Raw genomic sequence first — 20,922 nt, 5'->3', positions numbered from 1 at the left:
TCCGTGAGCGGAAAGCGACGGTACGCCATGCGCGAGGTCGATGTCGCCGTGATCGGGGCCGGTCCGGCCGGCCTCTTCGCCGCCTACTATGCCGGGTTCCGGGGGCTGTCCGTGGCGGTGATCGACGCGTTGCCCGAGCCGGGCGGCCAGGTCACCGCCATGTACCCGGAGAAGCTGATCCTCGACGTCGCCGGCTTCCCCGCGGTCAAGGGCCGCGACCTGGTGGCCAACCTGGTGGCCCAGGCGGCACCGTTCAATCCGCAGTACCTGCTCGGCACCCGGGCGGAGAAGCTCGCGTACGCCGACGGCCGCCCGGTGCTCGGCCTGGCCGGTGGCGAGCAGCTCGCGTGCGGCGCGGTCGTGGTCACCGGCGGGCTCGGCAGCTTCAGCCCTCGGCCGTTGCCGTGCGCCGACGGCGCCCCCGGCTCGGGGATCCTCTACTTCGTGACCGAGCCGACCGAGCTGACCGATCGGGACGTGCTGATCGTCGGTGGCGGCGACTCCGCGTTCGACTGGGCGCTGGCGCTGCAACCGTTGGCCCGGTCGGTGACCCTGGTGCACCGCCGGGAGAAGTTCCGGGCCCACGCCTCGACTGTCGCCCGGGTGCTCTCCCTGCCGGTGCGGGTGGTGGTCAACGCCGAGGTCACCAGGCTGCTCGGGGACGGTGCGGTGACCGGTGCCGAGGTGACGGTGCGCGGCGGCGCGACCGAGACGCTGCCGGTGGACGTCGTGGTGGCCGCCCTCGGCTTCACCGCCGATCTGGGCCCGCTCGCCGAGTGGGGGCTACGGCTGGACCGCCGGCACATCCTGGTCGACAGCGCGATGGCCACCAACCTGCCCCGGGTCTTCGCGGCGGGCGACATCACCGAATATCCGGGCAAGGTCCGGCTGATCGCCACCGGCTTCGGTGAGGCGGCGACGGCTGTCAACAACGCGGCAGTGGCCATCGACCCGAGCGCACACCTCTTCCCCGGGCACTCCTCCGACGCCGGCTGAGCGTCGGTATCGGACCCAGACCGACCCGAGTCCGGATCGAGACTGGTCGACCGGATCCTGAGAGGATGACGGGTCCCGAGACACCGCGGGACGGCGCGCCCACCACGCTGTCCTGGCTCTGCCACCCCGCAACCCTGGTCGCGCTGGTCCTGCTGCTGCTCAACGACCATGTGCTGAAGGTGGCCTTCCCTGGCCCGGTGACCGGCAAGCTGAGCGACGTCGCCGGCCTGGTGCTGGCACCACCGCTTGTCGCGGTGCTGCTGACTCTCCTGGTGCCACGGCTGCCGTCCCGGGCCGCCGCGCTGGCCGGCCTGGTCGCGGTGGGTGCCGGGTTCGCGGTCGTCAAATCCAGTGGGTACGCCGCCGAACTCGCCTCTTCGGCCTGGACCGTGCTGGCCGGGCCGTCGCTGGTCCGGGCCGACTGGACCGACCTGCTCACCCTGCCGGCGCTATGTCTGTCCTGGTGGAGTTGGACGCGGTCACGTCGCCGCCCGGTGCGCCGACGGACCGCCCGGCTGGTCCGGTTGCTGGTGGTGCTGCCACCGGCGGTGCTGGCGGTGGCAGCGACCAGTGCGATCAACTACCCGTACGCGGTGGGCACCGCGATGCTCGACGGCCAACCGGCGATCTCGGTCGGCAGCGGTTACAGCGCGTCGGACTGGCCGACCAGCCCGTCGGACGGGCAATGGGCGGTCAGCGATGACGGCGCGACCACCTGGCGGCCCGCCACCGATGACGAGAAGCAGCGGCTGTCCCGCCAGGAGACCGGGCAGCAGCAGGCGTGCGCTCCGGACGAGCCCCGGCGTTGCTACCGGGTCGTCACCGGGCATCTGCGGGTCGAGGAGAGTGACGACGCTGGTGCCACCTGGCGGGTGGCCTGGAAGGTGCCCGACGAGCAGCGGGAGGAGTTGGCCCGCCGGTCGCCGAACCCGGGCGATGTCCAGCGCCACTTCGCCTCCCGCGACCTGGTCGTCTACCCCCATCCCAGGGGCGGACACGAGGTGCTGGTCGCCAACGGCCGGGACGGGTTTCTGCGCCGCCTGCCCGACGCTTCGTGGCAGCGCGACGGGTTCCTCTTCGAGGAGGGGCAGAGCGCCATGTCGTGGAACGATCCGCCCCGGCTGGGCGGTGGCGGGCCCGGTGACCGCGGGACGGACCTGCTGCTCGCCGTCGCGCTGGCGCTGACTCTCGGCTGTGCCGTCGCCGCGCTCGCCGGTCACCTCGCTATCCGCCGTGGTGGAGGCACGCGCTGGTGGGGGATCGCTGGCAGCGGGGCACTGCTGGTGGCGGGCATCGTGCTGGCCTCGGCCTGGGAGCGTGACGACGACATGCTGGCGTTCATGGCCGTGCCGTTCGTGCTGGCGGTGGGCGTCCTCACCGCGGTGGCCATGATCGTTAGAGCCTCCTACCAGGGTGCTCTGCGTCGGTGGATCAGGTGGGCGATCACCGGGTTCCTCCTCACGGCGTTCCTGGCCGGGCTTCCGCTCGTCGGTTGGCTGTACGGCACCCCGTCGCGGACCCGGTTCGCGGTGGCGATCGCCCTGCTGGCCCTGGTGCCGGGCGTGCTGCTGGCCACCCGGATCGCGGGGCTTGTCGACCCGGCCCGCGCGTTCGAGCGCCGGTACCCGCCGCGCCCGCACTATGCGCCCTATCCGCCGTACGGGCCCTACCCGCCTGCGCCCTATCCCGCGCGCCCGCCGACGGTGCCTGATCCGCCCTACCCGCCGCAGTGATCCTCCGGCGGGCGGCCGGTCAGCGGCGGGGGGCGGGCGGCGCCAGCGCGGCGATCAGCACCGCCACCATTGTCAGCGCGGCCCCGAGCAGGGTGTTCACACCCGGGTGCGAGGCCGCCGTGGGGAGGATCAGGTCCAGCAGGACCGCGCCCACGATCTGCCCGGCGATGGTGGCCAGGCCGAGCAGCAGCACACCCGTGAAGCGCACGATCGCGGCGGCGATCGCGATGAACACGATGCCGATCGGGCCGCCCAGGTAGAGCCACGGCTCGGACGGCAGCTCACCCCCGGGCCAGCCGCGTACGGCGATGTCGATCGCGAACGCGACGAGCAGGGTGGCGGTGCCGACGGCGAAGTTCACGAGCGTGGCGGTCAGCGCACTGTCGGCCGCCGCCCGGACCCGACCGTTGACGGCCTGCTGCCAGGCGATACCCACCCCGGCGAGCAGTGGCAGCAGGGCCAGCGCCAGCGCGCCCAGGTCGCCAAGACGGTCGCCGACCGCCAGGCCGACCGCCAGCACGGTGAGCACCGCTCCGGCCAGCCGCTGCCGGGTGACCGGCTGCCGGCCGGTCGGCCCGATTCCGGCCCGGTCCACGGCGAGGCTGCTGCCGGTCTGGCCGGCGACCACCGCCACGGTGAAGACCGCCACGCCCAACGTGCCGATCGTGAGGCCCTGGGTGGCCACCAGGAAGGCTCCGCACATCCCGCCGAGGCACTGCCAGGGCCGCAGCGTGCCGGTCCGCAGGGCCCGCCGCGTCGCGACCAGCCCTCGCCGACCACCGGGGGTCGCGGGCACCAGCACCAGCAGCACCAGCAGACCGATGCCGAACGACACGACCGCGGCGGCGAAACCGTCGTCGAGGCGTACCCCCAGCTCGCCGTTGATGCGCGACTGCACCGCCACCGCGACCCCGGAGGCCGACGCCAGCGCGACGCCGGTGATCCGGCGGGCGGCCGACAGGGTCTGCGGGGTCGCCGTGTCGGCGGCTGTCACTCCTGCTCGGCCAGCGGACGACCGTCGAAGTCGACAGCGGAGTAGAGCGCCAACTTCTCCAACCGGTGATACGAGTCGATCACCCGGATGGTGCCGCTCTTCGAGCGCATCACGATCGACTGGGTGTACGCGCCGCCCGCCCGGTAACGCACCCCGCGCAGCAGGTCGCCCGAGGTGACCCCGGTCGCCACGAAGAAGCAGTTGTCGCCGGTGACCAGATCATCGGTGGCCAGCACCCGGTCCAGGTCGTGCCCGGCGGCGATCGCCTTCTCCCGCTCCTGCTCGTCACGTGGCCACAGCTTGGCCTGCATCGCACCGCCCATGCACTTCAGCGCGCAGGCGGAGATGATGCCCTCCGGGGTGCCGCCGATGCCCATCAGGACGTCGACGTCCGACTCACCCCGGGCAGCCGCGATCGTGCCCGCGATGTCGCCGTCGGAGATGAACCGGATCCCCGCCCCGGTCCGGCGGATATCCGTGACCAGGTCGTCGTGACGGCTCCGGTCCAGCACACAGACGGTCACCTCGGAGACGTCGGTGCCCTTGACCTTGGCGATCCGGCGCAGGTTCTCCGCGACACCGGCGTTGATGTCGATCACGTCGGCGTACGCGGGCCCGACGGCGAGCTTCTCCATGTAGAACACGGCGCTGGGGTCGAACATCGCACCGCGCTCGGAGACGGCGAGCACCGCCACCGCGTTCGGCATGCCCTTGCTCATCAGGGTGGTGCCGTCCACCGGGTCGACGGCGACGTCCACCTCCGGGCCTGTGCCGTCGCCGACGTGTTCGCCGTTGAAGAGCATCGGGGCGTTGTCCTTCTCGCCCTCGCCGATCACCACCACACCGCGCATCTGGATCGAGTTGATCAGCTTGCGCATCGCGTCGACCGCGGCCCCGTCGCCGCCCTCCTTGTCGCCCCGACCGACCCAACGGCCGGCGGCCATCGCCGCGGCCTCGGTGACCCGGACCAGGTCGAGGGCAAGGTTTCGGTCGAGATCCTGTGGGATCCGCGTCCTGGTGTTCGTCATGACGGCTACTCCTCCTCGCGACGGTGCGGGGACGACCGGCGACGGGGAGGCCCCCACTGCCGGCTTTGTCGCTGATCCTCACACGATGGCCGACCGGGCGTCGGCGCGGGGCGGTGATGGCCTGGATACCGCCGGTCGGGCGGCTGCGAAGATAACGGGGTGGAACCCGCACAGCCTGCCGACCGCGTACCCGCCGACAGCACGCCGCCCGACGGTCAGCCGCCGGCCGACGCCCCCGCCGGCCGCAGTGGTGAGCCCGCCGCGACCGACCCGACCCCACCGCCGCCGGCGGTTTCCGGCAAGTCCGAGCGGTCGCCGAAGGACATGGCGATCTCGCTGCTGGTGCTGCTCGTCCCGATCGCGCTGCTCCTGGCGTTCTACCGGGGATTCCTCGGCGGCGACCAGGCCACCACAGTCGATCCTGCGCCCGCCATCGAGCAGGCACGTTCGGCGAACGTCTTCCCGGTGAGCCAGCCGCAGGGGCTCGGCGCCGACTGGAAGACGGTCAGCGCCCGCTACCAGACCGTCGAGGGCGGTGCGAACCTGCGGCTCGGCTACCTCACGCCGGAGGGGCGGGGCGTCCAACTGCTGCAGAGCAGCGTCCCGGCGGACCGTCTGCTCCCCGCCGAGCTGACCAGTCAGGGCCAGCCGCAGGGTCCCACCGAGCTGGCCGGGCGCTCCTGGCAGCTCTACACGGCCCGGGGGAACCAGCAGGCGCTGGTCCTGCTGGAGCCGACCCGCACGGTGATCGTCGTCGGCGACGCCCGGGACAACGAACTCCGCGAACTGGCCGGCTCGCTGCGCTGACCGGACCCGGTGGATTGGCTCCGTCGGCGCTGAATCTGGGCAACTGGCCCGAAGGGTGATTGTCCGACGCGTCGACAGGGAAGAAGGAGGGGGTGATCCGGGCGCGTTGCTCGGCCCGGGTCGCGCGACGCAGCCGACGGTGCTGCTGCGTCGCCCGGAGTTTCCGGCGCCTTCCAGGTCGTCGGGTGACCCCCTTGGGAGACACGTATGACTGTTCGACGACTCGGCGCCGGCCTGGTAGCCGCCGCTCTGATCACGCCCGCACTGGCCGCCTGCGCCAGCGGAACCGGCACCGCCGGATCGACGCCGTCTCCGACGGTGAGCGCGTCCGGGACGGCGAGCCCGTCCGGTGCTCCGGTCGCGGGCGACGCCAAGCAGGCCCTGCTCGACTCCACCAAGGAGATCAGCAACGGGAACTTCCGGTTCACCCTGGCCGGTGCCGGCTCGACGGCGGAGGGGCTCGTGCACCAGCCGAGCCAGAGCGCGGCGATGAAGATCGCGATCGGTGGCCCCTCGTCCGACCTGGCGATGAAGCTCGATGTGATCCACTTCAAGCCGGACAGCTGGGTCAAGCTGGAGCTGAGCGGCCCCACCGCCAACAGCCTGCCCGCCATCAAGCAGCTCAATCTCGGCAAGTACCAGCACCTCGACCAGACCCGGATCAAGGGCAACCGCAGCCTCGGCTTCGACTTCGAGAAGGTCGACCCGGCCGGCAGCGCGGTGCTCACCCAGGGCATCACCGAGGTGCGCAGCACCGGCACCGGCGCGTACGCCGGCACCATCGACGTCACCAAGGCCGCCGAGGCGGGCTCGTTGAACGCCGCCACGATCGCCGCGCTGGGCACCCAGGCGAAGACCGTCCCGTTCACCGCGAAGGTCGACCCGCAGGGCCGGCTCAGCGAGCTGGTGCTGCAGTTGCCGGCCGCCGGGCAGACCACCGCCCAGGAGATCAAGATGACGTACTCCGACTACGGTGCCGCCACCGCCGCGCAGAAGCCGCCGGCGGACCAGGTCGTCGAGGCGCCGGCCGAGCTGTACAGCCTGTTCAACTGACGTGCCGAGGTGGGGCGGCTCCGGCCGCCCCACCGGCGGTCGGTCAGGAAGCGGGCTCCTGCCGGGCGGCGTCGATCCGCGCCCGCGCACCATCCAGCCAGCGTTGACAGATCACCGCCAGCGCCTCGCCGCGCTCCCAGAGGGCCAGCGACTCCTCCAGGGACGTGCCGCCGGCCTCCAGCCGTTCCACCACCGAGGCCAGCTCGGCGCGGGCCTGCTCGTAACTGAGCCGCTCGTCCGGCCCGGCCTTCGTGTCATCAGTCATCGCGTTCATCTCAGCACACCACTCCCCACCGTGCCGCGTCGCCACTCAGCCATCGACAGTGGCGGCCAGCTCGCCGTCGGCCAGTCGTACCCGCAGCGGGTCGCCCTTGCCGACCTCCGCCGCCGCGCGGACCACGTGGCCGTCCGCGCGCTGCACGATCGCGTACCCCCGGTCGAGGGTGGCGGCGGGGGAGAGGGCGCGTAGCCGCGCGAGGGTGTGCCGCAGGTCGTCCTCGGCGGCCCCGAGCCGGTGTTCCAGGCAGCGGCCGGCCCGCTGACGCAACGCGGTCAGCTCGGTAGCCCGATGCTCCACCATCACCTGGGGTCGGGCCAGCACCGGTCGGGAACGCAGCCCGTCCAGCCGGTGCGTCTCCCGGTCGACCAGGTTGCGCACCGCCCGTTCGAGGCGGTGCCGGGCCTGACCGATGAGGCGTACCTCCTCGGTGAGGTCGGGGACGACCCGCTTCGCCGCGTCGGTCGGGGTGGACGCGCGGACGTCGGCGACGTAGTCGATCAAAGGCGCGTCCGTCTCGTGGCCGATCGCGCTGACCACCGGCGTACGACAGCCGAACACCGCGCGACAGAGCGCCTCGTCGGAGAAGGGCAGCAGGTCCTCGATGCCGCCGCCACCCCGGGCGATGATGATCACGTCGATGCTCGGGTCGGCGTCCAGCACCTTGAGCGCGTCAACGATCTGTGGCACCGCGGACGGGCCCTGCACGGCCACGTTGACCGTCCGGAACTCCACGGCCGGCCAGCGCCGCCGGGCATTCGTCAGCACGTCCCGCTCGGCCGCCGACGCGCGACCGGTGATGAGCCCGATCCGGCCGGGCAGGAACGGCAGTCGACGCTTGCGGGCGCGGTCGAAGAGCCCTTCGGCGGCGAGCAGCTTCTTGAGCTTCTCCAGTCGGGCCAGCAGCTCCCCGAGCCCCACCTGACGAATCTCGTCGGCCCGCAGGCTCAGCGTGCCCCGGGCGGCGTAGAACTCGGGCTTGGCGTGCAGCACCACACGTGCGCCCTCGCGTAGCTCCGGCGCGCCGGAGTCCAGGACGTCCCGGTTGGTGGTGACGGTCAGGCTCAGATCGGCCGATGGGTCACGCAGGGTGAGGAAGACAGTGCTGGCCCCGGGGCGGCGGCTGATCTGCGCCACCTGCCCGTCCACCCACACCCAGCCCAGTTTGGCGATCCAGGCCCCCACCTTCTGGCTGACCACCCGTACCGGCCAAGGCTCCTCAGCGCTGCTCGCCCCGCCGCCCCCGCCGCTGCCCCCGCCGCTGCCCCCGCCGCTGGCCCCGCCGCTTCCCACCCGCCCGCCCTCGCTCACCCGCCCACCCTACGGACCTCCCCGGCCTGGCCCGTCGATCATGAAGTTATTGCCCTCCGTGCCGGCGTGTCGCAGCAATAACTTCATGATCAACGCAGGGATGGGTGGGGCGCGGGCCGGTGGCGGGTGGAGGGGTGGCACGTACGATGGGGTGGTGACTGAGGCTCAGGCGACTCACCGGACCGGCAAGCGCGTGCTCCTGGCCAAGCCCCGCGGCTACTGCGCGGGTGTCGACCGCGCCGTGCAGACCGTGGAGGAGGCGCTGAAGCTCTACGGCGCCCCGATCTACGTGCGCAAGCAGATCGTGCACAACAAGCACGTGGTGCAGACCCTGGAGGCCCAGGGCGCCATCTTCGTCGAGGAGAACGAGGAGGTGCCGGAGGGCGCCACCGTCATCTTCTCCGCCCACGGTGTGGCGCCGGAGGTCTACGAGCAGGCCAAGGCGCGTTCGCTGAAGGCGATCGACGCGACCTGTCCGCTGGTCACCAAGGTGCACCACGAGGCGCGGCGCTTCGCGGCTGAGGACTACGACATCCTGCTCATCGGCCACGAGGGGCACGAAGAGGTCATCGGCACCGCCGGTGAGGCCCCCGCGCACATCCAGCTCGTGGACGGTCCGGACGGCGCCGACAAGATCACCGTACGTGATCCGGAGAAGGTGGTCTGGCTCTCCCAGACCACGCTCTCGGTCGACGAGACGCTGGAGACGGTGGCCCGCCTCAAGCAGCGGCTGCCGCTGTTGCAGTCCCCGCCCAGCGACGACATCTGCTACGCCACCTCCAACCGGCAGCACGTGATCAAGGAGATCGCCGCCGACTGTGACGTGGTGATCGTGGTCGGCTCGACGAACTCCTCCAACTCGGTCCGCCTGGTCGAGGTCGCCCTGGACGCCGGCGCCCGCGCCGGTCACCTGGTCGACTTCGCGCACGAGATCGACGACGCCTGGCTGGAGGGGGCCACCACGGTTGGCCTGACCTCGGGCGCGAGCGTCCCGGACGACCTGGTCCAGGAGGTGCTGGTCCACCTCGCCGCCCGCGGCTTCGCCGACGTCGAGGAGATCACCACCGCCAACGAGCGGCTCACGTTCTCGCTTCCGCAGGAGCTGAGGCGGGACATGAAGGCCGCTGCGGCGCGCGGCTGAAGCACGGAACGAACTCGGGTCGGCGTACGTCAGATTCGGCATGAGGACTCTTCGGCTCGCCGTCCCCGCGCTGGCCGTCTGCGTGGCGCTGAGCGCCTGCGGCGGCCAGGGTGTCGGGGGCGGCACACCCACCCCGACACCGACGGGAGCACAGCCGGTGACCAGCCAGCCCACGCCCGACCCGACGCCCTCGCCGGAGACCGGCACCCGGAGCGTGCCGCCCGGACTGAAGACTCCGAAACCGGGCGGCCCGAGCACGCCGCCGGGCGTCGGGGCCACCACCCTGAGCGGCACCGTGCAGGGCGGTGTGGAGCCCGGCTGCGTGCTGCTCGACGGTTACCTGCTGCTCGGCGGCCCGCGTGAGGTGCTGACGCCGGGCGCCCGGGTCGAGGTCACCGGTCGGGTGGAGCCCGGCATGATGACCACCTGCCAGCAGGGCACCCCGTTCGTCGTGACGGCAGCCCACCGGTCCTGACCCCTTCCCACCCCTGACATGCGGGAGCCCGCCCCCGAACGTGGGGACGGGCTCCTGCCGGTGTTACGAGCGGATCAGTTCACCGCACCGATGGACACGTTGCCGCGACCCACGATCGCACCCTCGCTGGTGACGATCGCCAGTTCACCGGAGAGCTGACGCCCGTCGGCCGGAACGGCCACCGCGGTCACCGTGCCGGTGATGGTGGCCGACTCGCCGTGCATCAGCGGCACCGCGACGGCCGGAGCGGTGATCGTGCCCAGCGACGCCGACGCGAACGCGTCGTAGTAGTCGTAGGCCGTGCTGGTCCCCGGCCCGTCGACCCCGTACGGCTCCACCACGACGCGGTAGGTGCCGGCGGCCGGGTTGGTCAGCGTGACCGCCTCCTCCGAGTCGCCGTCAGCGGCCCGGCCGACCTCGGTGGTACCCCGGTAGACGAACAGGTCCAGGTCGGCGCCCGCGTTGGCGGGGTTGCCGATCCGGGCGGTGAACGTCGACGTACCCGTTGGGATCTCGACGGTCCACTCCTGGTTGGGACCGCCCTCGGTGATGGTCGGACGCTCGGTCCGCACACCGGTCAACGCGCCGCTGCGGCCGCTGACCGAGACCGGACCGAAGGCGTTGGTGACCTTCCAGCTCACCGGGGTCGGCTCGCCGGCCTCGACACTGGGCAGCTCGACCAGCGCCGGCTCGACCGTCAGGCCCTGCACCCGTGCCTGGAGCTTGAACGGGTTGTTCAGCGCCGGGGACGTCCGCCGCGCCTCCACCTCGATCTCCCAGACCCCGGGAAGCGGGTTCTGGTAGTCACGCTCCTGCGGCTTGCAGACGTTGACGTCGGAGAAGTTGGTGTAGCAGACGGTGCTGGTGGTGGCCTCCACCGGCACACCCAACGGGTTGATCGCGATGAACCGGGTCTGCGAATCGGTGGCGATCCCGGAGAGGTTCACCTGGAGTGCCTTGGCGCCCTCCGGCACCGTGACGAAGTACGACGTGAAGCCGTTGCGGTCGACCGAGCCCTCGTTCGCGTACGAGAAGGTGGGCTTCTTCACGTCGTTCGAGGCCACCACCACTGTGGACACCTCGAAGTCGACGACGTTGGTGGCCGGGTCGTCGATCCGCACGATCGCGCCGTGCGCGCCCTCGGTGGCCGGCTTGGCGCTGATGTTGATGGTGACGGCCTTGTTGAGCGGCAACGCGACGGTCTTCGGCGCCTTGAAGGTGCCGTCGTTGCCCTGGAGCGTGATGGTGTGCTTGATGGTGCCGGCCGGGCCGCTGGTGCGGGTGAGCTTGACCGGGTACGTCTTGCTCTGGCCGACCTTGTGGCCGCCCTCGGACGAGGTGCAGCGGTTGTAGACGCCGGTGCCCCGGCCCGGGTTCGGCACGAACTTCACGCCGTTCCAGATGGTCAGCTGCTCCGCGAGAGGGCTGCAGACCGGCGCGTCGGAGACGTACGACCGGGTTTCGACGCCCTGGCGCAGCAACTGCCAGGCGCCCGGAACGTTGACCATGCCGTAGCCCTGCGCGTACGTCGGCACGTCCGCGATCGGCTTGGCGGAGCTGAACAGCGCCCGCCGCAGTGCGGCCGGGCTGATGCCCCGGTCGGTGGCCTTGGCCGCCGAGAGCAGCAACGCGCCGGCGCCGGCGGTCTGCGGAGACGCCATCGAGGTGCCGTTCAGCATCGCGTAGCCCGGAGGCAGCGCGTAACCGGCCTCGGGGACCGGGGCTCCGAGCTGCCAGGTCGGTGCGGTGGAGATGGCCGAGCCGGGGGCGGCGATGTTCGGCTTGAAGCCGCCGTCCTCGCGCGGGCCACGGGAGGAGAAGTTGAACAGGGCGTTCTTCTTTTTCACGACCGAGCCGTAGTTGGCCAGCCAGGTGTCCTTGCTGATGTTGGCGGCAACGCTGATCACGTTGCTGGCCACCGAGGGGTCGCCGACGGTGTTGAGACCCGGGCCGGAGTTGCCGGCCGAGATGACCAACTGCACGCCGTACGTCTCGATCAGTTCGTTGTAGAGGTTCGTCCGCGCGTTGTTGCCGTCGTTCAGGCCCGGAAGGCCACCGATCGACATGTTGACGATGTCGACGCCACGGTTGGCCACCAGGTCGATCATGCCGGTGGTGAGGGCAGCCGCGCTGCAGCCGCCGCCCCAGGAGCAGGCGCGGGCGGAGACCAGCTTGGCACCGGGCGCGGCGCCGTCGAAGGCTCCGTTGCCGAGCATGTCGTTGGCGGCGGTGATGCCGGCGACGTGAGTGCCGTGGGTGCTCTCGACGATGCCGATGTTGACGTAGTCGTAGGTGCCCGGCAGGCCGATGGGCGTGGTGTTCACGTTCTTGCGGAACTCGACGACGAAGGGCTGCCGCTCAGCGACCGGGGTCGCCGGGTTGTCGGTACCGAAGTAGCCGATGTCGTACTTTTCCTTGTACGGCCGCATAACCGGGTCGTCGGTGAAGTTGAGGTTCTGGTTGGCGTCCACCCGGATGTTGTTGGTGGCCGGGTCGAAGAGCACACCCCAGGTGTCGGTCGTGTCGCCGTCGCGGTTGACGTCACCCCGGGCGTCGCTCGCTGCGGTGACCGACTCGCTGAACAGGTTGAACCGGTACGTGCCGGCCGGTGCCGTCCAGGTGCCGCCGGCGATGGTGAACGACGGGCCGGTGACCTCGGCCTGCATCCGCCGCCACGAGCCGTCCTCCAGCGGATCGGTAGCGGTGACCCAGTCGACGATCTTGCGCTCGCCGGTGGTCGTCTGCTGCAACGCCGGGTGGGCCAGGTCCACACCGGAGTCCATGATGCCGATCGTGACGCCCCGGCCGTCCCACTCGGGGTGGGCCGCGGTGAACGCCACCGCGCCGGTCTCGTTCGTCGGCATGTAGGGGTTGTCGGCCGGGGTGGTCTCTCCCGGCGCCGCGACGGCGGCCTGCCGCGCGCCGGCGGTGCCGGTGGCGGTGCGCTCCGGGGCCGGGTCCGGCAGTTGGATGACCTCGTCCAGGTCGACGGCCGAGACGCCCGGCAGCCGTGCCGCCTTGAGGACCCGGTCGGTCGGAACCTTGGCCAGCACGAAGCCGACCCTGTCCTGCCGCTGGCTGACAGTGCCGCCGAGCTTGGTGAGGCTGTCGGCGACGTCCCCCGCCTCACCCTTCTCGGTGGCGACGATCAACGTGACGGTCGGAGCCTTCTTGGCGCGGGCCTCACTGAGCAGTTTGGCGTCGTGGGCGCCCAGCGTCTCGGCGGCGGTGGCCGGGGAAGCGTCCGGTGTGGTGGCGGGAGCGGCGGCCGCGGTGGCGGCACCACCCATCGTCGTCATGGCGCTCGCCGCCAGGACCGACGCGAAGAGCGCGGCTGAGGTGCGCCGGCTCATATTTCGGAGTCTGCTCACGTTCTCTTTACCTCCAGAGAACAGGGCCCTTCAGAGAAGGGCGCTCGGGTGAGCAGAATCTTTCGTGGTAGCGGTGAGCACTGTCACTACTGGTCAGTCCCTTGTGACCAGTTCGTGACATGCGGGTATACGTACTGTCACATGATTGGCGAGCGGTTCGAGACCTCGTCACCGGCCGGGTCGGCCAGCTCGGGTGCCTGCGGTTGCCGGGGCGTCAACTCGACCTGGGCCGGGGTGGCCAACTCGTCGTCCGACACGCCCAACTCGGCGAGCTTGCGGGCGCTGACCAGCACCCGGGCCTCCAGCGAGCCGACCGCCCGGTTGTAGGCGGTCACCGCACCGGCCAGCGAGGACCCGAGCTTGCCCACGTGGTCGCCCAGGGTGGAGAGCCGGCCGTACAGCTCCCGGGCGAGAGTGTGCACGGCGAGCGCGTTGCGGGCCAGTGCCTCCTGCCGCCAGGAGTAGGCCACGGTGCGGAGCAGCGCGACCAGTGTGGCCGGCGTGGCGAGCACCACGTTGCGGGTGAAGGCGTGTTCCAGCAGCGACGGGTCTCGCTGGAGCGCGACGTCGAGGAACGGGTCGGCCGGGACGAACAGCACCACGAACTCGGGTGAGTTGTCGAACGCCGACCAGTACGACTTGGCGGCCAGGGCGTCGACGTGCCCCCGCAGGTGCCGCGCGTGCGCGTCGAGGTGGGTGTCCCGGCCGCGCTCGTCGCGGGCCTCCATGGCCGTCAGGTACGCGTCGAACGGGGCCTTGGCGTCCACCACCACCGAGCGACCACCGTGCAGGCGAACCACCAGATCCGGTCGGACGACCTGCTGGTCGGTGGCGGCGGTGACCTGCTCGGAGAAGTCGCAGTGCTCCAGCATCCCGGCAGCCTCGACGATCCGGCGCAACTGGTGCTCGCCCCAGCGGCCCCGCACCTGCGGTGCGCGCAGCGCCGCCACCAACTGCTTGGTCTCGGTACGCAGCTCACCGGAGACCGCGTTCATCGAGCGGACCTGCTCACGCAGCTCGGCGTACGCGTCGACGCGGTCGTGCTCCAGCTCGGCCACCCGCTGCTCGTAGCGGCGCAGGGTGTCGTGCAGCGGCGCGACCGCCCGGGCCACCGCCTCCTGGGACTGTGCGGTGGCCTCGTAGCTCAGCGCCCGCATGGACTGCTCCAGCCGACCCTCGCCCTCCCGGGTGGCGGCCAGGGTGGCATCCAGCCGGGCGATGTCGGCGGCCGACCGGGACCGGGCCGCGAGCCAGCCCACCGCCCCGCCGGTGCCGAGGCACACGATCACCAGGAGCAGCGTCGAGACGTCCATCACCGGAGCTTGCCAGACGGATACGACGTGCGACCCGGGGGTACGTTCGATGACATGGAACTTGTGCTCTGTCTCGCCGTTGTGCTGGTCGGCGCGCTGGGCGCCGCCGCCCTCGTCCGCGCTCAGGCCGGTGCCCGTCGGCGCACCGAGCTCGGCGACGCCCGCGCGGAGGCGCAGCGGTGGTACGAGCGCCTCGGCGGCCAGTTGATGAACCTGCACGGCGACGACCCGGCGGTACGCCAGGCGCTTGCCGACGCCGGTGAGCGGTACAACGCGGCGGGCTCCCAGCTGGAACAGGCGTCCACGCCGCACCAGTTCGGGCTGGCCCGGGAGACCGCGCTGGAGGGTCTGGCGTACATCCGGGCGGCGCGCACGGCGCTGGGCATCGATCCGGGCCCCGAGGTGCCGACCCTGGCCGCCGCCCGCGGCGTGGGGCAGCTCACCAAGGAGCGTGAGGTCGATGTGCAGGGGCAGACCTTCCGGGCCGGGCCGCAACCCGGCCGGGAAACGCCCTACTACTACCCGGGTGGGCGTTATCAGGGTCGACCGGTGCCGGCCGGCTGGTATTCGACGCCCTGGTGGAAGACGGCGCTGGGTGCCGGTGCCGGTGTGCTCGGCGGCATCCTGATCGCCGACGCGCTCTTCTCGCCCGCCTTCGCCGACCCCGGGTACGGCTACGACGCTGGCTACCAGGAGGGCTTCGGTGACGGCGTCGACCAGGGGGGCGACGGCGGCGACCAGGGCGGGGACTTCGGCGGCGGCGACCAGGGCGGCGACTTCGGCGGCGGCGACTACGCCGGTGGGGACTTCGGCGGCGGTGACTTTGGTGGCGGCGGTTTCGGCGGTGGCGACTTCGGGGGCGGGGACTTCGGCGGCGGCGACTTCTGACGGTCGTTCAGACCCACCGAAACGGGCCCCGGTCGTAACGACCGGGGCCCGTTTTCCGTACCTCTTGATCAGCCGGTGTTGCGCATCCCGGCCGCGATGCCGTTCACAGTGGTGAGCAGCGCGCGTTCCAGGGCGGTGCCGTCGCTCGGCGCGCGTCGGCCGCCCGGTGCGGTGGCGACCGCCCGGCCGGCGGCACCCGACTCCCGGTACTGCCGCAGCAGCGCCACCTGGAGATGGTGCAGCGGCTCCAGGTAGGTGTCGCGGACGGCCAGGGTGCGCTGGAGCACCGGCGAGTTCTCCAACAGGGCCGGTGAGGCGGTCACCGCCAGCACCTCCCGCTTGGTCAGCTCGTACTCCTGCTCGATCTGCTCGAAGATCGGGTGCAGCTTCTTCGGCACCAGCGTCTCGACGTACCGGCGGGCGATGCTCAGGTCGGTCTTGGTCAACATCATCTCGACGTTCGACAGGAACGTGCGGAAGAAGTGCCAGTTGCGGTGCATCTCGGCCAGCACGTCCGCCAGACCGGCCTCGCGGGCGGCGGCCAGCCCGGAGCCGACGCCGAACCAGCCCGGCACGATCTGCCGGGTCTGCGTCCAACCGAACACCCACGGGATGGCCCGCAACCCGGACAGCCCGGCGCCGGTGTTCGGGCGCTTCGCCGGCCGGGAGCCGATGTTCAGCGCGCCGAGCAGCTCGGTGGGGGTGGACGCCCAGAAGTACGCGGGCAGGTCCGGGTCCTCGACGAGCGACCGGTAGGACCGGAACGCCGACTCGGAGACCACGTCCATCGTCGCGTCCCAGCGCTCCAACATCTCGGCGGGCTGCCGGGGTGCGGTGTGCAGCAGGGTGGCCTGGAGCACAGCGGCGAGGGTGAGCTCCAGGTTCTCCCGGGCCAGCGAGGGCAGGGTGTACTTGTCGGAGATCACCTCGCCCTGCTCGGTCACCTTGATGGCGCCGTCCATGGTGCCGTACGGCTGAGCCAGGATCGCCTCGTGCGTCGGCCCGCCGCCGCGCCCGACAGTGCCGCCCCGGCCGTGGAAGAGCCGCAGGTGCACACCGTGCCGGGCGGCCACGTCGCGCAGCGCGCGCTGCGCCCGGTGGATCGACCACTGGCTGGTCGTGATCCCGGCTTCCTTGTTCGAGTCGGAGTAGCCGAGCATGACCTCCTGCACGTCACCCCGGGCGCTCACCAGCGCCCGGTACGCGGGCAGCGACAGCAACTCGTCGAGGAGTTCGCCGCCGGAGTTCAGCTCGGCCGGGGTCTCCAGGAGCGGCACGAACCCGACCCGGGCCCGCCCGCTGTGCACGTCCACCAGGCCGGCCTCGCGGGCCAGCACCACCGCGGCAAGCACGTCGTCGACACCCAGGGTCATCGAGATGATGTACGACTCGATCACCTCGGCGCCGAACCGGTCCTGTGCTTCCCGGATGGTGCTGAACACGTCGAACGTCTTGCGGGCCGGCTCGGACAGCGACGTGTCCAGCGTCGACAACGGACGGCGACCGGTCAGCTCGTCGGCGAGCAGCTTGGTGCGTTCCAGCCGGGTCAGCGCCGGGTAGTCGGAGACCTCGCCGACCGCCTCGTAGAGCTGCGCGAGCACCGCGTGGTGCGCCTCGGCGTGCTCCCGGACGTCCATGGTGGCCAGGTGCAGGCCGAACGCGGAGACCGTACGGATGGTGGAGGCCAGCCGGCCGACCGCGGTGAGCTGCCCGGAGTTGCGGGCCAGCGAGGCGCGCAGCAGGTCCAGGTCGGCGATCAGCTCGGCGGAGCCCCGGTAGTCCCGGCCCGGTACGTGTGCGGTGCCCTGGCGCAACCTCAGCCGGGTGTTGGCGAGCTTCGCCTTCACGCAGCGTGCCTTGAGCCGGTACGGCTCCTCCGCGTTGACCCGGCGGAAGCGCTGTGCCACCTCGGGCAGCGCGTCCAGGTCGGCGGCGAGGCTGGCGGAGAGGTCCAGGGAGACCCCGCGCAGTCGGCGGGACACCGAGACCTCGTTGATCAGGTGGTCCATCGCCTTCTCGGTGGCCGCGATGCCGTGCTCGTGCTGGATGGTCAGCACCTCGCGGGTGACCGCCGGGGTGACGAACGGGTTGCCGTCGCGGTCGCCGCCGATCCAGGTGCCGAAGCTCAGCGGCCGGGCCGTCGGTGAGGTCTCCACACCGAGCGTGCGCAACGTGTCGGCCAGGTCGTCGAGCACCTGCGGGGCGGCCTCGGCGTACAGGTCGCGCAGGTAGTAGATGGCGTTGCGGGCCTCGTCGGTCGGGTCCGGCCGGTCGAGCCGCAGCTCGTCGGTCTGCCACATCAGGTCCAACAACTCGGCCAGCCGGCGGTTGGCCGGGCCCTCGTCGCTGGCGCCGTAGAGGATCGCGTTGGCGGTCTCGGTGTCCAACTCGTCGGCGATCGCCCGCAACTTGGACAGGATCGAGCGACGAGCCGCCTCGGTCGGGTGCGCGGTGAAGACCGGTCGCACCGCCAGCCGGCGAGCCGCGTTGGCGATCTCCTCGGCCGGCACCCCGCGCTCGGCGATCATCTTGGCGGCCTGGTCCAGCCAGCCGCCCTGCACCGCACGGCGGCGGCGCAGGTCCCGTGCCCGGTGCACCTGCTCGGTGATGTTGGCCAGGTGGAAGTAGGTGGAGAAGGCGCGAGCCAGCTTGGTGCCGGTGGTCACGTCGAGCCCGCCGAGGCGCTGGGCGGCCGCCGGGGCGTCGGAGCGGACCTGGGCGCGGATCTCCTCGACGAGGTCGAGCAGCGGGCGACCCTCCTGGCGGGCCAGGGTCTGGCCGAGCAGGGTGCCGAGTCGGCGAATGTCGGCGCGCAGTGCGGCGTCCGGGCCGTCGTGGTCGTGCTGATCGGTCACGATGCGCTCCCTTACGTGGATACGAAGGACAGCGCTGTCCGACTTACTGGATGGTATCCGCGCGCAACGGATGTCTGGAGGGCCCCCTGGTGATCCACTGCCCTGGGAGGGGTGTTTTCCGGGGTGATCTCAACCACCGTCGCGGTCCGGCGAGAGGCCCGAGCGGGTCGTTGCAGGGCCGGAGGAGACGGCCCGGCGACCCCGGACCAGGCTCGCGCTGACGAGTCCGAGCCCTCCGAGCACCGCCCAGATCCCGAGGGCGGAAGCCGGCCAGCCGGCCGACCGCCAGTCGAAGTACACGGCGGCCTTGGTCAGGTCGTTGGCGAGCCCGGGGATGTTCCAGCGGTGCATGCCGCGCAGCACCCCGGGCAGGAACTCGGGCGCGTAGATGCCACCGGAGCCCGGGTTGCCGAGCACCACCAACAGCAGGATGACCAGCGCGGTGCCCGCGACGCCGAGCCAGCCCTGAATGGCGCTGGCGAACATGGCGGCGGCGAAGACGGCCAGCGCGCCGATGGCGGCGATCGTCGGTACGTCGCCGTGCCAGATGTCCAGAACGGGTCCGACCACCACCGCGCCGGCGATGCCGAGCAGCACGCTGTAGACCGCCAGGGCGGCGATGCGCAGTCCGGCTCGTCGCGCCGTACGGGGTGTGGTGCCGGCGGATATCCCGAGCACCGTCGAGGCGAGATAGCCGCCGAGGACGTACCCGACGTTCAGGTAGAAGGGCACCACCCCGCGCGGGTCGGTCGGGGTGACCGGCACCTTGTCGACGATCTGGAGCGCGGTGCCGGTGCGGGTGGTGGCGGTGCCGAGGACCTCCTTGATCGCGCTCGTGGCGGAGGGGCCGGAGGCGCTCGCCACGGTGAGGAGCAGGCCGTTGTCTCCTCCGGTGCTGAGTACGGCGTACACCGCTCGGCTGAGCAGTGCGTGCTCGGCGGCGGCCGGGTCGTCGTACCCGATGGGTTTGAGGATGGTGGTCTGGGCGCGCACGGCGTCGAGCGTCGCCTGGGCGCGTTGGTCGCCGGAGACGACGCCGATCGGCACGTCGCGCGGTGTGGGCTGGTGCAACGCGCCGACGTAGGCCGCGATGAACGCCGTGGCCAGTACGAGGGTGCCGAGGAGCAGTCCGATGCTGCGGGGCGCCCAGTCGCGAGTTGTGCCGCGCGATTCCTTGTCCACGTTGTTAGCCTATGGTCTGTTTTGTGGACCGCACTGTGGAACCAACTCGTCGCCCCGGCGGCCCGGTGGCGACCGCCGCTGGCCGTGCGGCAGGCGTCGCGGGCGGTGTCAGGCGTCGCGGGTGGCGTCAGGGGGCGCGGGTGGCGTCAGGCGTCGCAGGTCGCGTCAGGGGTTGACGACGGCGAAGGCGCGGACCGGAAAGGTGCCCATGCCGGCCACCATCGGCGGGGCAGCGGTGAACCGGAACCCGCTCGGCGGCAACGCGTCCAGGCCGGTCAGGTGCTCCACGATCGGGATGCCGGCGGCGAGCAGCGTGCTGTGCGCGGGGCGTACGCCGGCGGCCGTCGGGCTCATGTCGTCGATGTTGATCGAGTCGATGCCGACCAGGGCCGCCCCCGCCTCGACAAGCGCCTGGGCGGCGTCGCCGGTCAGGTACGGCGCTTCCGGAGCGGCGTACCGGTCGGTGCCGAAGTGCGCGTCCCACCCGGTGTGCAGCAACACCGCCCGGCCGCTCACCTCGTACGGGGCCAGCATCAGCCGGTCCACCGCGCGGATGCCGGCCGGCACCCGGACCACCACCCCCGGCAGGTCGGCGAGACGGTCCAGCGACACAGCGGTCAGGTCGTCCCTGCCGGCCCAGCGGTGGGCGGGCGTGTCCAGGTACGTGCCGGTGTTGGCGATCATCTCGATGCGGGCCACGTGGAACTCGGTGTCCGGGGCGTACCGCTCGCGGGATGCCGCGAAGGTCAGCCAGTCGGTGATCCGGGGGCCCGGCCAGCCCGGCAGGGTGGTCATCCCGTCGCGGATCACGTGGCTCAGCTCGACCAGCCGGCGTTCGGCGCCGGATCCGTCGACCGCGACACCCCGGCCGCCCTTGTGCGACTCCTCGACGATCGTCTTGGCGCTGATCCGGACGTCGGCGACCATCAGCAGCCCGAGGTGCCGGACGAACAACGCCGCGAGGTCGTCGTCGGTGATCTCCCGGCCGGGAATGTCCAGCCGGAACCCCTCGGTACGCAGCCCGCCGCCGTTGGCGAAGCTCACCTCCGCGTCGAACTGTGCCCGCCACTGCTCACTCATGCCGAAACCCGACCACGCCATCCGGCGACCGTCAAGATCCGCGAGACACAAGGCAGGCCGCCGGGTGTCGGGCCCGCGGGATCCGCGGGCCGGTCCGGCCGGTCCGTGAAGACGGCCGGTCCGGCCGGGGCCGTGAAGATCCGCTCAATTGCAGGGAAAGTGCTGCCTCGGCGTGCTGTGACGCCGCAAGTTCCCCGAAGTTGAGCGGATCTTGTCGCGAAGAAGGCCGACTCGGACCCAAGATCGCGCAATATCCAGGATCTAGTGGGCTCGGCGCGTCGCTGATGCCACTACATCCTGGTTCGAGCACGATCTTGGCGCGGGGCGCGGGGCGCGGGGCGCGGGGCGCGGGGCGCGGGGCGCGGGGCTGATGGGTCGTGGGTCGGGGGGGGATCGGGGGTCAGTGGGAGTGGTGGAG

The 20,922-nt window shown here is 71.7% G+C and carries 16 protein-coding genes; 7 read left to right on the top strand and 9 right to left on the bottom strand.

Annotated features, from left to right (window positions below; all coding sequences use genetic code 11):
• The first annotated feature begins 27 nt into the window (after nucleotides 1-27).
• Nucleotides 28-996: an NAD(P)/FAD-dependent oxidoreductase gene (locus AB0B68_RS23425; RefSeq protein ID WP_355009509.1), complete on the top strand. Its 969-nt coding sequence runs from the start codon at nucleotides 28-30 to the stop codon at nucleotides 994-996.
• A 65-nt stretch (nucleotides 997-1,061) separates the two neighbouring features.
• A complete protein-coding gene (locus tag AB0B68_RS23420) occupies nucleotides 1,062-2,729 on the top strand; it encodes a hypothetical protein (RefSeq protein WP_357202757.1) in 1,668 nt (555 codons plus the stop codon).
• A 19-nt stretch (nucleotides 2,730-2,748) separates the two neighbouring features.
• Here the strand turns inward: AB0B68_RS23420 and AB0B68_RS23415 are convergent, their stop codons facing one another.
• A complete protein-coding gene (locus tag AB0B68_RS23415; RefSeq protein WP_357202754.1) occupies nucleotides 2,749-3,723 on the bottom strand; it encodes a DMT family transporter in 975 nt (324 codons plus the stop codon).
• Complete coding sequence (gene glpX / locus AB0B68_RS23410) at nucleotides 3,720-4,751, bottom strand: class II fructose-bisphosphatase (RefSeq protein WP_357202751.1); 1,032 nt, start codon at nucleotides 4,749-4,751, stop codon at nucleotides 3,720-3,722. Before glpX ends, AB0B68_RS23415 begins: the two co-directional genes overlap by 4 nt.
• Before the next feature lie 159 nt (nucleotides 4,752-4,910).
• Here glpX and AB0B68_RS23405 point away from each other — a divergent pair, with 159 nt between their 5' ends.
• Together AB0B68_RS23405 and AB0B68_RS23400 are read left to right on the top strand one after the other, a co-directional pair.
• Nucleotides 4,911-5,558: a DUF4245 domain-containing protein gene (locus AB0B68_RS23405; RefSeq protein ID WP_355009434.1), complete on the top strand. Its 648-nt coding sequence runs from the start codon at nucleotides 4,911-4,913 to the stop codon at nucleotides 5,556-5,558.
• A 207-nt stretch (nucleotides 5,559-5,765) separates the two neighbouring features.
• Entirely contained in the window at nucleotides 5,766-6,611 is an 846-nt protein-coding gene (locus AB0B68_RS23400; RefSeq protein ID WP_357202747.1) for a hypothetical protein, read from the top strand.
• A gap of 43 nt (nucleotides 6,612-6,654) precedes the next feature.
• Here AB0B68_RS23400 and AB0B68_RS23395 read toward each other — a convergent pair whose 3' ends face one another.
• Together AB0B68_RS23395 and xseA are read right to left on the bottom strand one after the other, a co-directional pair.
• Nucleotides 6,655-6,876, bottom strand: coding sequence for an exodeoxyribonuclease VII small subunit (locus AB0B68_RS23395; protein ID WP_030328827.1), 222 nt, complete (start codon nucleotides 6,874-6,876; stop codon nucleotides 6,655-6,657).
• Nucleotides 6,877-6,921: 45 nt separating this feature from the next.
• Nucleotides 6,922-8,088 carry an exodeoxyribonuclease VII large subunit gene (xseA, locus tag AB0B68_RS23390; protein WP_357202769.1) on the bottom strand — a complete coding sequence of 389 codons (1,167 nt, stop codon included), beginning with the start codon at nucleotides 8,086-8,088 and terminating at the stop codon, nucleotides 6,922-6,924.
• A gap of 265 nt (nucleotides 8,089-8,353) precedes the next feature.
• Between xseA and AB0B68_RS23385 the strand changes: the two genes are divergently transcribed.
• Nucleotides 8,354-9,340 (top strand): 4-hydroxy-3-methylbut-2-enyl diphosphate reductase, encoded by a 987-nt coding sequence (locus AB0B68_RS23385; RefSeq protein WP_357202744.1) that lies wholly within the window; start codon nucleotides 8,354-8,356, stop codon nucleotides 9,338-9,340.
• Between the two features lie 40 nt (nucleotides 9,341-9,380).
• On the top strand, nucleotides 9,381-9,815 hold the full coding sequence (locus AB0B68_RS23380; protein WP_112581935.1) for a hypothetical protein: 435 nt from the start codon (nucleotides 9,381-9,383) through the stop codon (nucleotides 9,813-9,815).
• 74 nt (nucleotides 9,816-9,889) lie between these two features.
• Here the strand turns inward: AB0B68_RS23380 and AB0B68_RS23375 are convergent, their stop codons facing one another.
• Together AB0B68_RS23375 and AB0B68_RS23370 are read right to left on the bottom strand one after the other, a co-directional pair.
• A complete protein-coding gene (locus AB0B68_RS23375; RefSeq protein WP_357262679.1) occupies nucleotides 9,890-13,186 on the bottom strand; it encodes a S8 family serine peptidase in 3,297 nt (1,098 codons plus the stop codon).
• 137 nt (nucleotides 13,187-13,323) lie between these two features.
• A complete protein-coding gene (locus AB0B68_RS23370) occupies nucleotides 13,324-14,499 on the bottom strand; it encodes a DNA recombination protein RmuC (RefSeq protein WP_357202738.1) in 1,176 nt (391 codons plus the stop codon).
• 54 nt (nucleotides 14,500-14,553) lie between these two features.
• On the opposite strand from AB0B68_RS23370, the gene AB0B68_RS23365 reads away from it, so the two are divergent.
• Nucleotides 14,554-15,387 carry a hypothetical protein gene (locus AB0B68_RS23365; RefSeq protein WP_357202735.1) on the top strand — a complete coding sequence of 278 codons (834 nt, stop codon included), beginning with the start codon at nucleotides 14,554-14,556 and terminating at the stop codon, nucleotides 15,385-15,387.
• Nucleotides 15,388-15,455: 68 nt separating this feature from the next.
• On the opposite strand, the gene ppc is transcribed toward AB0B68_RS23365, so the two are convergent.
• From ppc to AB0B68_RS23350, 3 genes are all read right to left on the bottom strand, one after another.
• Nucleotides 15,456-18,242: a phosphoenolpyruvate carboxylase gene (ppc, locus tag AB0B68_RS23360; protein WP_357262676.1), complete on the bottom strand. Its 2,787-nt coding sequence runs from the start codon at nucleotides 18,240-18,242 to the stop codon at nucleotides 15,456-15,458.
• A gap of 129 nt (nucleotides 18,243-18,371) precedes the next feature.
• Nucleotides 18,372-19,424 (bottom strand): hypothetical protein, encoded by a 1,053-nt coding sequence (locus AB0B68_RS23355; protein ID WP_357262673.1) that lies wholly within the window; start codon nucleotides 19,422-19,424, stop codon nucleotides 18,372-18,374.
• A 165-nt stretch (nucleotides 19,425-19,589) separates the two neighbouring features.
• On the bottom strand, nucleotides 19,590-20,504 hold the full coding sequence (locus AB0B68_RS23350) for a cyclase family protein (RefSeq protein ID WP_357202726.1): 915 nt from the start codon (nucleotides 20,502-20,504) through the stop codon (nucleotides 19,590-19,592).
• Nucleotides 20,505-20,922: the final 418 nt, after the last annotated feature.

This window comes from Micromonospora sp. NPDC049049, from assembly GCF_040649115.1.
GTDB lineage: Bacteria > Actinomycetota > Actinomycetes > Mycobacteriales > Micromonosporaceae > Micromonospora.
The sequence above is the reverse complement of the archived record's forward strand: the minus strand, read 5'-3'. Positions and strand labels throughout refer to the sequence as shown.

Excerpts from the sequence above, each read along its gene's own strand:
- AB0B68_RS23370 (WP_357202738.1), bottom strand. The coding sequence starts at position 14,499 with ATGGACGTCTCGACGCTGCTCCTGGTGATCGTGTGCCTCGGCACCGGC.
- glpX (WP_357202751.1), bottom strand. The coding sequence starts at position 4,751 with ATGACGAACACCAGGACGCGGATCCCACAGGATCTCGACCGAAACCTT.
- AB0B68_RS23365 (WP_357202735.1), top strand. The coding sequence starts at position 14,554 with ATGGAACTTGTGCTCTGTCTCGCCGTTGTGCTGGTCGGCGCGCTGGGC.
- AB0B68_RS23380 (WP_112581935.1), top strand. The coding sequence starts at position 9,381 with ATGAGGACTCTTCGGCTCGCCGTCCCCGCGCTGGCCGTCTGCGTGGCG.
- AB0B68_RS23350 (WP_357202726.1), bottom strand. The coding sequence starts at position 20,504 with ATGAGTGAGCAGTGGCGGGCACAGTTCGACGCGGAGGTGAGCTTCGCC.
- AB0B68_RS23395 (WP_030328827.1), bottom strand. The coding sequence starts at position 6,876 with ATGACTGATGACACGAAGGCCGGGCCGGACGAGCGGCTCAGTTACGAG.
- AB0B68_RS23425 (WP_355009509.1), top strand. The coding sequence starts at position 28 with ATGCGCGAGGTCGATGTCGCCGTGATCGGGGCCGGTCCGGCCGGCCTC.
- AB0B68_RS23420 (WP_357202757.1), top strand. The coding sequence starts at position 1,062 with ATGACGGGTCCCGAGACACCGCGGGACGGCGCGCCCACCACGCTGTCC.
- AB0B68_RS23400 (WP_357202747.1), top strand. The coding sequence starts at position 5,766 with ATGACTGTTCGACGACTCGGCGCCGGCCTGGTAGCCGCCGCTCTGATC.